The organism is Tatumella sp. UCD-D_suzukii, from assembly GCF_000611875.2.
GTDB lineage: Bacteria > Pseudomonadota > Gammaproteobacteria > Enterobacterales > Enterobacteriaceae > Tatumella > Tatumella ptyseos.
The window spans coordinates 174,162-186,208 of the sequence record NZ_JFJX01000001.1 but is presented as its reverse complement, the minus strand read 5'-3'; the positions used below and the strand labels follow the sequence as shown (position 1 = coordinate 186,208).

At 52.7% G+C, this 12,047-nt stretch carries 13 protein-coding genes; 4 read left to right on the top strand and 9 right to left on the bottom strand.

Annotation, left to right across the window (positions count from 1 at the left end; all coding sequences use genetic code 11):
- Positions 1 to 128 precede the first annotated feature (128 nt).
- Entirely contained in the window at positions 129 to 1,451 is a 1,323-nt protein-coding gene (locus CG67_RS00915; protein WP_025901101.1) for a hemolysin family protein, read from the top strand.
- 39 nt (positions 1,452 to 1,490) lie between these two features.
- Here CG67_RS00915 and CG67_RS00910 read toward each other — a convergent pair whose 3' ends face one another.
- The 3 genes from CG67_RS00910 to fklB form a co-directional block, all read right to left on the bottom strand.
- Positions 1,491 to 1,697, bottom strand: a complete 207-nt coding sequence (locus CG67_RS00910; RefSeq protein ID WP_025901100.1) for a DUF1107 domain-containing protein — start codon at positions 1,695 to 1,697, stop codon at positions 1,491 to 1,493.
- Positions 1,698 to 3,672: 1,975 nt separating this feature from the next.
- Complete coding sequence (gene cysQ / locus CG67_RS00905; RefSeq protein ID WP_025901099.1) at positions 3,673 to 4,413, bottom strand: 3'(2'),5'-bisphosphate nucleotidase CysQ; 741 nt, start codon at positions 4,411 to 4,413, stop codon at positions 3,673 to 3,675.
- Between the two features lie 177 nt (positions 4,414 to 4,590).
- Positions 4,591 to 5,211: an FKBP-type peptidyl-prolyl cis-trans isomerase gene (gene fklB / locus CG67_RS00900; protein WP_025901098.1), complete on the bottom strand. Its 621-nt coding sequence runs from the start codon at positions 5,209 to 5,211 to the stop codon at positions 4,591 to 4,593.
- 320 nt (positions 5,212 to 5,531) lie between these two features.
- Between fklB and CG67_RS00895 the strand changes: the two genes are divergently transcribed.
- Positions 5,532 to 6,074, top strand: a complete 543-nt coding sequence (locus CG67_RS00895; protein ID WP_038024455.1) for an OapA family protein — start codon at positions 5,532 to 5,534, stop codon at positions 6,072 to 6,074.
- Between the two features lie 74 nt (positions 6,075 to 6,148).
- On the opposite strand, the gene rplI is transcribed toward CG67_RS00895, so the two are convergent.
- Genes rplI through rpsF form a run of 4 tightly spaced genes read right to left on the bottom strand, consistent with a single transcriptional unit; the run spans position 6,149 to position 7,589 of the window.
- Positions 6,149 to 6,598 carry a 50S ribosomal protein L9 gene (rplI, locus tag CG67_RS00890; protein ID WP_025901096.1) on the bottom strand — a complete coding sequence of 150 codons (450 nt, stop codon included), beginning with the start codon at positions 6,596 to 6,598 and terminating at the stop codon, positions 6,149 to 6,151.
- A gap of 39 nt (positions 6,599 to 6,637) precedes the next feature.
- Positions 6,638 to 6,865: a 30S ribosomal protein S18 gene (rpsR, locus tag CG67_RS00885; protein ID WP_000135199.1), complete on the bottom strand. Its 228-nt coding sequence runs from the start codon at positions 6,863 to 6,865 to the stop codon at positions 6,638 to 6,640.
- A gap of 4 nt (positions 6,866 to 6,869) precedes the next feature.
- Entirely contained in the window at positions 6,870 to 7,190 is a 321-nt protein-coding gene (gene priB / locus CG67_RS00880) for a primosomal replication protein N (protein WP_025901095.1), read from the bottom strand.
- 3 nt (positions 7,191 to 7,193) lie between these two features.
- Complete coding sequence (rpsF, locus tag CG67_RS00875) at positions 7,194 to 7,589, bottom strand: 30S ribosomal protein S6 (RefSeq protein ID WP_025901094.1); 396 nt, start codon at positions 7,587 to 7,589, stop codon at positions 7,194 to 7,196.
- Between the two features lie 277 nt (positions 7,590 to 7,866).
- Between rpsF and CG67_RS00870 the strand changes: the two genes are divergently transcribed.
- Both CG67_RS00870 and bsmA read left to right on the top strand, forming a co-directional pair.
- Positions 7,867 to 8,328 carry an Ivy family c-type lysozyme inhibitor gene (locus CG67_RS00870; protein WP_235501089.1) on the top strand — a complete coding sequence of 154 codons (462 nt, stop codon included), beginning with the start codon at positions 7,867 to 7,869 and terminating at the stop codon, positions 8,326 to 8,328.
- A 41-nt stretch (positions 8,329 to 8,369) separates the two neighbouring features.
- Positions 8,370 to 8,711 carry a biofilm peroxide resistance protein BsmA gene (gene bsmA, locus CG67_RS00865; protein WP_025901092.1) on the top strand — a complete coding sequence of 114 codons (342 nt, stop codon included), beginning with the start codon at positions 8,370 to 8,372 and terminating at the stop codon, positions 8,709 to 8,711.
- A 27-nt stretch (positions 8,712 to 8,738) separates the two neighbouring features.
- Here the strand turns inward: bsmA and rlmB are convergent, their stop codons facing one another.
- The gene (gene rlmB / locus CG67_RS00860) at positions 8,739 to 9,473 is read right to left on the bottom strand and encodes a 23S rRNA (guanosine(2251)-2'-O)-methyltransferase RlmB (RefSeq protein WP_025901091.1); all 735 of its coding nucleotides are present in this window, start codon (positions 9,471 to 9,473) and stop codon (positions 8,739 to 8,741) included.
- Positions 9,474 to 9,541: 68 nt separating this feature from the next.
- Positions 9,542 to 12,034: a ribonuclease R gene (gene rnr / locus CG67_RS00855; RefSeq protein WP_025901090.1), complete on the bottom strand. Its 2,493-nt coding sequence runs from the start codon at positions 12,032 to 12,034 to the stop codon at positions 9,542 to 9,544.
- Positions 12,035 to 12,047 lie beyond the last annotated feature (13 nt).

Below are 12,047 nucleotides of genomic sequence, written 5' to 3'. Positions count from 1 at the left end.
GTGCCCGGCCCCGGGTGCGGGACAGACATTTTTGGCGCGGATAGCCCACGGGACTGTATTTTCTTACGGTAACCCGTGATTGTGTTGCCCAGGCCAAAAATGACAAGAGTATAAAAATTGGATCTCTTATGTTAGATAACTTACTTGTCATCTTATTGTTGATTGTTATTAGTTCTTTTTTCTCTCTCTCTGAAATATCTCTGGCAGCAGCCCGAAAAATTAAACTGAAACTGCTGGCAGATGAAGGGGATATACGAGCGCAACACATTCTGAACATGCAGGAATCCCCCGGGATGTTCTTTACCGTAGTACAAATCGGGCTGAATGCTGTCGCTATCCTCGGTGGTATTGTGGGTGATTCTGCGTTTTCTCCGGCATTTAACCAGTTATTTTTACGTTTTCTCTCTCCGGAATGGGCGGAACAGCTGAGTTTTATCTGTTCGTTTACGATAGTCACCAGCCTGTTTATTTTATTTGCAGATTTAACACCAAAACGGATTGGCATGATCGCCCCGGAAGCTATCGCTTTACGGATTATTCATCCGATGCGGTTTTGTCTGACCGTGTTCCGCCCGCTGGTCTGGTTCTTTAACGGTATGGCGAATAATATTTTCCGCCTGTTTAAAATTCCGATGGTCCGTAAAGACGATATTACGCCCGATGATATCTATGCGGTTGTTGAAGCCGGTGCCCTTGCCGGGGTACTGCGTAAACAGGAGCATGAGCTTATTGAAAACGTCTTTGAGCTGGAGTCACGTACCGTTCCTTCATCAATGACCTCCAGGGAAAATATTGTCTGGTTCGATTTAAACGAAGACGAAGCTACGCTGAAATCGAAAATTGCCCGTCATCCGCATTCCAAGTTCCTGGTCTGTAATAACGATATCGACCACATTATTGGTTATGTGGATTCCAAGGAGCTGCTATTACGGGTGTTAGGTAATCAGAGCCTGACACTGAATAGCGGTGTTCAGATCCGCTCGGCACTGATTGTGCCGGATACATTGACCCTGTCAGAAGCGCTGGAAAGCTTTAAATCTGCCGGTGAAGACTTTGCCGTTATCATGAACGAATATGCATTAGTCGTCGGGATCATTACGCTAAATGATGTGATGACCACGCTGATGGGAGACCTGGTCGGTCAGGGCTTTGAAGAGCAGATTGTTGCGCGTGACGCTAATTCCTGGCTGGTTGAAGGCGGAACACCTATCGATGATGTGATGCGGGTACTGAACATTGATGAATTCCCGCAGTCCGGCAACTACGAAACGATCGGCGGGTTTATGATGTATATGCTGAGGAAGATCCCGAAACGCACTGATTTCGTGATGTTCTCCGGGTATAAATTTGAAGTGGTGGATATCGACAGCTACCGCATCGATCAATTACTGGTGACCCGTATTGATGAGCGCCCTGCGGTCTTACCTGCGGGAAGCCTCACTGCCGAATAATTTCTGCTATCACGGGGGCATCTGAAGCTCCCGTTATTATTACCGATAATCCGTCTGTAAACGTAGTACCTGCCGGTTAATCTCCGACATGACATTAAGCTGCTGCTTATCTTTCACGACAGGCAGTAACACCCTGCCTTTATCGAAGTCAAACGTACCGATTCCGCGAATGTATAAGCGCCCTTTGAACAATATTTTGACGTATTTGGCAATCTGCAAAGGGTTATATCGCTGAAAAATCTTCATCCTTTTGATCCTTACTGACTTATGTCCTGTATCACTGTGCCCTTGCTTTCAGGTGGCACGGTTAAGACAACAGGTTACCGAAAAAGTGCCAGAATACCCATCAGATAAACCACAATTCTGCTATGGATTAGTCTTATATTTTGTTTATTAATGCTAATGCAGAATAAAAATCATAACTGTGCGTTTGCACACAAAATTTTAACATTCAGCCGGAGAGATATTCTGCCGGAAAGATGTTGCAGTAAAATGAAGGGGGGGCCGGGGTGTGAGGCCGGGGAAAACCGGGGGATTTTTGTCTCAGGTTTGTGAGTGTTCGGTTCATCTGTAGTTTTTTAATCAGCACGGTGAATATTCCGTTCGCTTTGTGGTAAGGCTTGCTGCCTGTAATCCGCCACAGGCGACCGGGCAAAGGGCGCCAGGCCGCGCCCTCTGCACTCCCTGCCTTGCGACAAGCCTGCCCGCCGCTCCGCGGTACCTTCACTCACTCATGTGTCCTTTACGGACCGGTCATGATTCGCTCCTGCTCAGCATGACCTCTCGCCGCGTCCATGCGGCTCGTCCTGGACACATTTCCTCGCTCAGCGGTGCGATGTCGCCCGACTAACGGTGCAAACATCCGCGGAAAAGCGGATAAGATTTTTGTCTCAGGTTTGTGGGTAATGAGTTCGTCCGTTGTTTTTCATCTCAGCACGGTGAATATTCCGTTCGCTTTGTGGTAAGGCTTGCTGCCTGCACCCCGCCGCAGGCGACCGGGCAAAGGGCGCCAGGCCGCGCCCTCTGCACTCCCTGCCTTGCGACAAGCCTGCCAGCCGCTACGCGGTACCTTCACTCATTCATGTGTCCTTTACGGACCGGTCATGATTCGCTCCTGCTCAGCATGACCTCTCGCCGCATCCATGCGGCTCGTCCTGGCCACATTCACTCGCTCAGCGGTGCGATGTCGCCCGACCAACGGTGCAGACATCAGATAAGAAGAAATTTTTCGTATTTTAAAAGACTAAACACGGGAACCACTGCCCGGGTGGAAGGTTTTGGGGCGCTATCCGCAGCGCCGAACGCAGAGTGACGGCCAGGCTGAGCCGGCAGGGACGCCGGCGAAAGCACGGTTGAGCCAGGACGGCGGATCCGGGCGGGCCGTCAGGCCGGAGCGATAAGTGAGGGGACAGCGAGGACCTGCGCCAGGCGCGGATTGTTAAGGCCCGCGCCTTCGGGTCTTAACCCGGCCGCCGCCACGCGGCAACTGAAACTACTTCACGTATAACGGGCGGAACCTGCTCAGAGCGGATCCACGGGAAACAGATACATATTTTATTATCAGCACGGTGAATATTCCGTTCGCTTTGTGGTAAGGCTTGCTGCCTGTAATCCGCCACGGGCGACCGGGCAAAGGGCGCCTGGCCGCGCCCTCTGCACTCCCTGCCTTGCGACAGGCCTGCCCGCCGCTGCGCGGTACCTTCACTCGCGCATATGTCCTTTACGGACCGGTCATGATTCGCTCCTGCTCAGCATGACCTCTCGCCGCGTCCATGCGGCTCGTCCTGGCCACATTCACTCGCTCAGCGGTGCGATGTCGCCCGACCCACGGTGTTAGCATCAGATAAGAAGACATTTTCCGTATTTTAAAAGACTAAACACGGGAACCACTGCCCGGGTGGAAGGTTTTGGGGCGCTATCCGCAGCGCCGAACGCAGAGTGACGGCCAGGCTGAGCCGGCAGGGACGCCGGCGAAAGCACGGCTGAGCCAGGACGGCGGATCCGGGCGGGCCGTCAGGCCGGAGCGATAAGTGAGGGGACAGCGAGGACCTGCGCCAGGCGCGGATTGTTAAGGCCCGCGCCTTCGGGTCTTAACCCGGCAGCCGCCACGCGGCAACTGAAACTACTGTACGCATGACGGGCGGAACCTGCTCAGAGCGGATCCACGGGAAACAGATACATTCTTTATGTCAGACCAGTGAATATCCCGTTCGCCTTATTTTCAGAACAGACTCACGCGAAATCCCGGATTCAGAAAAGATTCCCGCGGCGTATAATCAAGCGTCTTACCTGTCCAGTCAGTCACATGTGCGCCGGCAGCCCTGGCGACAGCATGTCCGGCCCCGGTATCCCAGATATTGGTCGGCCCGAAACGCGGATACAATTGCGCTTTCCCTTCAGCCACCAGACAAAACTTCAGCGATGACCCAACGGCAACGGTTTGATGCTCACCTAACTGTTGCAGGTATTCCTCTAACTCCGCATCACCATGTGAACGGCTCACTACCACCAAAGGAGGATGGGCTTCCTGTACCCGAATCTCCGTCCGGACCCCGTTTTCTTCTTTCCAGGCTTTACCGTCGGCGGCCAGATACATCAGACCACTGGCAGGTGCGTAAACAACGCCAGTCACCGGCACGCCCTGCTCTATCAGTGCGATATTTACGGTGAACTCACCATTACGCTGAATAAACTCTTTTGTGCCGTCCAGGGGGTCAACCAGCCAGTAACGCTGCCAATGACGGCGTTCTTCCCAGTCTGTCGGTGACTCTTCAGAAAGCACCGGGATCTCCGGTGTGAGCTGCGTCAGTCCGTTAAGGATCACATGGTGTGCAGCCATATCTGCGGCAGTCACCGGCGAATTATCAGCCTTATGCGAAACTTCAGCAGGATGAGCGGCATGATAAATCTCCATAATTTCCAGTCCGGCATCCCGTGCCAGCTGGCAGATTTGTTCCAGCATCATTCACCTCATTACTTTCGGCACCCCGCGAACAGGTGCGTTATCTTCAGCATATTCCGTCAGTGTAACCGATTTTTTCTATAACGCAGACCCCGGGAATTGTGATAAGTCCGGGTTCCGGGAATAAAAAAAGCCGGTCATCTGACCGGCTTTATAACTGTCCTGAACGACAATTTATTACAGGATTTCTAACAGCTCAACTTCAAATACCAGTGTGCTCAGTGGCGGGATAGATGCTCCGGCACCACGCTCACCGTAGGCCAGCTGCTGAGGAATAACCAGTTCCCATTTAGAACCAACCGGCATCAGCGTCAGGGCTTCAATCCAGCCAGCAATCACGCCGCTGACCGGGAATTCAGCAGGCTCGCCACGCTGAACCGAACTATCAAAGACAGTTCCGTCGATAAGTTTACCGGTGTAATGCACACGCACGCGATCCTGACGAGAAGGGATAGCCCCCTCACCTTGCTTCAGCACACGGAACTGTAAGCCCGACTCGGTGCTGTTAACACCTTCACGCTGACGGTTCTCTTCCAGATATTTCAGGCCTTCTGCTGCCATCTGCTGCGTACGTTCCTGACGAACAGCGTCAGCACGCTCATGGACTTCACGCAGTGCGCGATGAACGACATCTACAGGCACAGCGGGCGAGTTTCCTTCCAGTGCATCACGCAGGCCGGCCAGTAACGCTTCAGGCTGTAAACCCTGTAAACCTGATTCCAGCAGTTGCTGTCCTACTTGCAGACCAATACCATAACTTGCCTGCGCTTCAACGCTATCAAAAGAAAGAGTCGTCATTTCTGTTCCTGATTTATCAACTATATGTGAAACGAAAGCATAACAGCGCATGCTTCCCGGGTAAAACCGAACCTGTCACTGATGACTTTTTTTTACGAAAGATGAAGAATATGACACTTAAAATGCAGATATCCGTCGTTCTGCTATAAACACTATGACGGTATATCAATCCCCGGGTATCACCCGTGTTATAAGCGAGAAACTCTATGGGCCATTTCGCCCGTCGGCAACACAACGGAATCCGTAACCGAATCACGGAAACACTGAAGTCATATCAAGGCCTGGTCAGGAAAGGGATATCCCCGGGCAAGGGAGCGGCTATGCGTAAACAGAGAATTAACGGTAGCACAACGTTTGTCAGCGCGATGGGGCACTGGCCAGAGAAGCTGCACTGGATGGACCCACTCTCGCTGTTTCATCGCTGGGGTATTTTTGCCGGAGTGGTCTTGCTGATCGTGGGGTTTCTGCTGCCGGGCGAGACACAACAGTTTCCGGTGGAACATGCCATTACACCGCCATCGTCCACGGTCATGCAGGCACAACTGGATAACCCTCAGGACAATACTGTAGCCTCGCCGCCGCCATCTTCTGATGATCCACAGGGACAATGGCATAGCTACCATATTGCTGCCGGACAAACACTGGCGCAGTTATTCCGCGACAACAATTTACCGGTCGGGGATGTGTTTGCTATGGCCGATGTGGAAGGCCAGGATAAACCGCTCAGTAACTTACAGACCGGCCAGGAAGTGAGATTACGAATTAATGACCGCGGTACAGTGACCGGGCTGACTCTGGCGACGAAAAAGGGTCAGGTACTCTTTATACGTCAACAGGATGGCACTTTTCTTCAGGCCCGTTGATACCCACCGTAAAAACGCAGAGCGCTGAAAACAAAAACGCCGGCACAAGGCCGGCGTTTGTATGTTGTCTGCGATTACGCAGCAACAACGTTAACAACCAGTTTAGCAACAACGTCGCTATGAACCTGGAAATTAACTTCGTACTCACCAGTAGTGCGCAGAACGCCTTCCGGTAAACGTACTTCACCTTTAGCAACTTCAACACCTGCTGCAGACACTGCATCAGCAATGTCACGCGCGCCGATAGAACCAAACAGTCTGCCACCGTCACCGGCTTTAGAAGTAATGGTTACAGTACCCAGTGCGTTGATTTTCTCAGCACGGGCATTGGCAGCAGCCTGAGTTTCAGCCTGTTTGGCTTCCAGCTCTGCACGACGAGTTTCGAAAAACTCGATGTTAGTTTTGGTCGCAGGGACAGCTTTGCCCTTTGGTACCAGGAAGTTACGAGCGTAGCCCGCTTTAACGTTAACCTGATCACCCAGGTTACCCAGGTTTGTTACTTTATCAAGCAGAATAACTTGCATTACCTTATCCTCTCAAAGTCGTTAATGGACAGTGGCCGATTACTGATGACGATCAGTGTACGGCAGCAGAGACAGGTAGCGCGCGCGCTTGATAGCACGGGCCAGCTGACGCTGGTATTTTGCGCGAGTACCGGTAATACGGCTCGGTACAATTTTGCCACTTTCAGTGATGTAGTTTTTCAGCGTTGCGATATCTTTATAATCGATCTCTTGAACGCCTTCCGCGGTGAAACGGCAGAACTTGCGACGACGGAAATAACGTGCCATTAGGCTAGTCTCCAGAATCTATCAATTCAATCTGCTCGGCATGTAACACCATTTTGCTCTGTCCTGTCGCTGCCTGATGGCAGTGCAGGAAACCGTCAAGAATGAGTTGCGTGCCGACCGTTATATGTTGAGTAATCTGCAGGTGTGCTGTACCACTGACAATGACAGGAATACGACACCATGCATGCCGCGATAATCCGGCTTCCTCCTGCATCGATTGGTGCTCAAGCACAAACTGGCAGTGAGGAATTCCTGAGGGGCTGGTCTTTCTGACGACTCTGCCACAGACATTGCCGGACAGACGCAGACGATTCGCCACCGTCATGGATTACTCTTCAGAATCCTCAGCACTTGAGTCATCAGAGGTTTCGTTAGCGAAGTCTTCACGACGATCACGACGTTCTTCTTTCGCTTTAACCATCGGAGATGCTTCAGTTACCGCGTTTTTAACGCGCATAACCATGCTACGGATAACGGCGTCGTTGAAGCGGAAGTTAGTTTCCAGCTCATCGATAACGCTCTGCGGAGCTTCTACGTTCAGCAGAACGTAATGTGCTTTGTGCAGTTTGTTGATCGGGTAAGCCAGCTGACGGCGACCCCAGTCTTCCAGACGATGGATCGTGCCTTCAGCACCAGTGATAGCACCAGTGTAACGCTCGATCATGCCAGGAACCTGCTCGCTCTGGTCAGGATGGACCATAAATACGATTTCGTAATGACGCATCGGTTGCTCCTTACGGATTATTCAGCCTCCTGTCAGGGTCAGCCGCGGCCCATGGAAGCAAGGAACGTGTTAAAATGCGGCTGAAAAATTGACGCGTAATAATACTGGTACGGTGCCCGAAACTCAAGCAAATAAATCGTTAAATCACGTGGCAGGGGAAAACAGCCACAATATCTGCAGGCTCCCCCGTAAAACGGGCAGCAGAATACCCCGATACCCGGTGATCCTCAGAATTAACGATATACTTAACCCAATACCATGACGGACTGAGGATATTATGAAATTAAGCACAATGGCTCTTTTCACTACCCTTTGCTGCACAGGGGTTTCTTTTACTGCCCTGGCCCAAACGCCCACACTGAGCAGCCTGGTGGCCAGTCCGCAGGGGGGCACCGCCTTTGCTCAACTCATTGCCCATCAGCACCTGCCGGACTGGATAAAAAAAGGCGGGGTTGAAAGCCCGATGCAGCAGGTGACGCTCAAGGGCATTACTTATCAGGTATACAGTGCCTGCAAGCCCCATGATTGTGCCAGCGAGAATTTTGCGCTGATTTACTCCCCCGCCGAAAACACGATGAGCGGCCTGTATGCCCGTAATGATGAAGCCCGACATCGTGAACAGTTACAGTGGCTGAATATCAGCGATGCCCTGTCGATTGACGGTAAAACCGTTTTATACGCCGCCCTTAGCGGCAGCCTGCAGAACCACCCGCAGGCATTTAATTATGCAGATAACTGACCGATGTACCGTAAGTCCCTGCCGGCCTGTGGAGATCTGAGATGCACCGGCTAACTCTGGTACTCCCCCTTCTTTTCGGGCTTAGCGGCTGCGCCTTGCTGACGCCTGCACCGGTTCCCCGCCCCCCTTTGCAGCCCTATGCTCAGGAACTGAGCCGAAGCATGACGTACGACCTGTGTAAAACCGGAGAGGTGCATGTGGTTGTCCGGGGTTCACCGGACGATGCACAACGAGCTATCGCAGATAAAGCTAACCGGACGGGCGTCCGCTGGTATCGCATTATTATGGTCAGTGAAACGGTCATTCCGGGGAGGTGGTACGCAGAGGCAATCTTTTACGGAACCTATGCCGGTTCCTGTGCGGTAAGCGCTCCACAGCCCTGAGCGGGCTGCAGAGCACTGCCCTGCAAATCAGCTCTGACGCTGACGCACGGCTTCAAACAGACAAATCCCTGTCGCCACAGAGACATTCAGTGAAGACACACTGCCTGCCATCGGGATACTGATCAGTTCATCGCAATGTTCACGGGTCAGACGGCGCATTCCTTCACCCTCAGCCCCCATGACCAGGGCCATCGGGCCGGTCATTTTGCTCTGATACAATGTATGATCCGCTTCGCCTGCAGTACCGACGATCCAGATATGGTATTCCTGCAACAAACGCATCGTGCGCGCCAGGTTGGTCACACGGATCAGCGGAACTGTCTCCGCCGCACCGCAGGCCACTTTTTTGGCGGTCGCATTCAGCGAAGCTGAGCGATCTTTCGGCACAATGACGGCATGTACCCCGGCAGCATCTGCACTACGCAGACAAGCGCCGAGGTTATGGGGGTCGGTAACACCGTCGAGGATCAACAGAAACGGCTGTTCGGTTTTTTCCAGCAGATCCGGAAGGTCACCTTCCTGATACTGGCGGCCGGGTTTCACCAGCGCCACAATCCCCTGATGCACAGCACCTTCGGCTTTGCTGTCCAGCCACTGGCGGGTTGTCACCTGAACCGCAACCCCCTGAGTTTCCAGTGCGGATACCAACGGTTGCAGGCGACGATCATCGCGCCCTTTCAGAATATATACTTCCTGAAAACGTTGAGGATCACGCTCCAGTAAGGCTTCAACGGCATGAATGCCAAAAATTATTTCGCTCATAACTCAGTTCAATGGTTAGACGTTAAATATCAGGCACAGCCTCCCGAAGGGAACCTGTGCTGTTGAGATCAGTCTGCTTTTTTAGTCACAGACTTATCTTTTTTTGCTGCCCGCTTCGCTTTGGTCGCGGCGGCGATTTTACGTGTTTTCTCCGAGACTTTTTTAACTTTCTTCACCGGAGCTTCTGTCACAGTCTCTTTCGCCGCAGGCTTCTTTTTCCCGCGTTTTTTACCGGATTTTTTCTTCTCACTGCGGAAGGTTTCATCCGCTTCGAAGTTAGCCCCGGAGCGCGCGCCTTTACGGCTTTTGCCCGCCGCGGTACCCGCTTTGGCGTCTTTTTCTCGCGCCGTTTTTCCTGCACCGCGCGGCTGACGTTTGCTGGAGATCAGGGCGAAATCGATTTTACGTTCGTCCATATGGACAGCTTCAACACGGACTTCAACAATATCCCCCAACCGATAGGTATGCGCACCGGACTCTCCGATCAGTCGCTGACCGACCGGGTCAAACCGGTAGTAGTCATTGTCCAGGCTCGATACGTGTACCAGACCATCAATAAACAGGTCGCTCAGACGGACAAAGAAGCCGAACCCGGTCACACTTGAGATAACACCACTAAAGGTGTTTCCGACCTGGTCCTGCATGAAATCACATTTCAGCCAGTCCGCCACATCACGGGTGGCCTCATCTGCACGGCGCTCTGTCAGAGAACAGTGCTGGCCGAGCTGCAACATCTGTTGCATATCATAGTGATAGCCGCCGGTCGGTGTCGTGTTCCCCTGTAATTCATTAGCATCTTTAGCCAACAGGTATTTAATGGCCCGGTGCAGTAATAAATCAGGATAACGACGGATAGGCGACGTAAAGTGTGCATAGGACGTCAATGCCAGACCAAAGTGACCGCGGTTCTCCGGGTCATAGACTGCCTGTTTCATTGAACGCAGCAGCATGGTTTGCAGCATTTCCGCATCCGGACGCCCCGAGATCTTCTCCAGCAATTCTGAATAATCCACAGGTGCCGGTTTCGTTCCGCCAGACAGAGTCAGGCCCAGCTCACTCAATACGGTACGGAAGCTTTTGATGCTGTCATCAGAAGGACGGTCATGGTCACGGAACAGCGCCGGTTCCTGATGTTTTTCGACAAAGCGTGCCGAGGCAATATTTGCCAGGATCATGCACTCTTCAATCAGTTTATGTGCATCATTACGCGCGGTTCGCTCGACACGCTCAATACGACGATCGGCGTTAAAGATAAATTTCGCTTCTTCCGTTTCGAAAGAAATACCACCACGCTGAGCACGGGCCTGTTCCAGCACCTGATACATGCGGTGCAATTCTTCCAGGTCGCCGACCAGCGGGGCATACTGTTCACGCAGTTCTTCATTGCCCTGCAGGATATTCCACACTTTGGTATAGGTCAGGCGCGCATGCGAATTCATGACCGCTTCATAGTGCTTATAGCCACTGAGTTTACCGCTGGCCGAGATGGTCATCTCACAGACCATACACAGACGGTCGACCTGAGGATTCAGCGAGCACAGCCCGTTGGACAGAACCTCCGGCAACATAGGCACAACCTGTGAAGGGAAGTAAACCGATGTACCACGCGCCTGTGCTTCGTTATCAAGCTCAGTGCCCGGACGGACGTAGTAGCTGACATCCGCGATAGCTACCCACAGACGCCAGCCGCCACCGCGTTTTTTCTGGCAGTAAACGGCATCGTCGAAGTCACGGGCATCTTCACCATCAATGGTGACCAGGGGTAACTGACGCAGGTCAACCCGTCCGGCTTTCGCCTTTTCCGGGACCTGTTCACTGAGCGCCGCCATTTGCTGTTCAACAGCTTCCGGCCAGTCATGCGGGATTTCATGGGTCCGTAAGGCCATATCCACAGCCAGCCCGGTGCCCATATTATCCCCGAGAATTTCGATCACCCGGCCAATCGCTTTTGCTCTGCGGGTAGGGCGTTTTTCCAGCTCCACCACCACGACAGCGCCCATGCGGGCATTCTGAGTATGTTCCGGCTCAATCAGAATATCAAAACTCAGACGGCTATCATCCGGGACAACAAACCCCGCCCCGGCATCGACAAAATAACGCCCGACGATCTGGTTGTTACGGGGTTCAACAACGCGGACCACCCGGGCTTCGCGGCGACCACGACGGTCTGCACCTGCCGCCTGCGCCAGAATAATGTCGCCATGCATACAGAACTTCATCTGCTCAGCAGATAAATAGAGATCATCCTTCGCGTTTTCGAGTCTCAGAAAGCCATAGCCATCACGGTGGCCGATAACTTTTCCGCGCAGCAAATCCAGCCGCTCCGGTAAGGCATAGCACTGGCGGCGGGTGAATACCAGCTGACCGTCTCTTTCCATCGCACGGAGGCGACGGCGCAGTGCTTCGGTTTGTTCTTCGCTGGTGATATTAAGTTCCTGTGCCAGCTCATCGCGGCGTGCAGGTTTCTCGCGTTTTTCCAGATGAGCAAGGATAAACTCCCTGCTGGGGATCGGGTTTTCGTATTTTTCCGCTTCCCGTTGCTGAAAAGGGTCTTGTGACATAGGTACCTCCGAT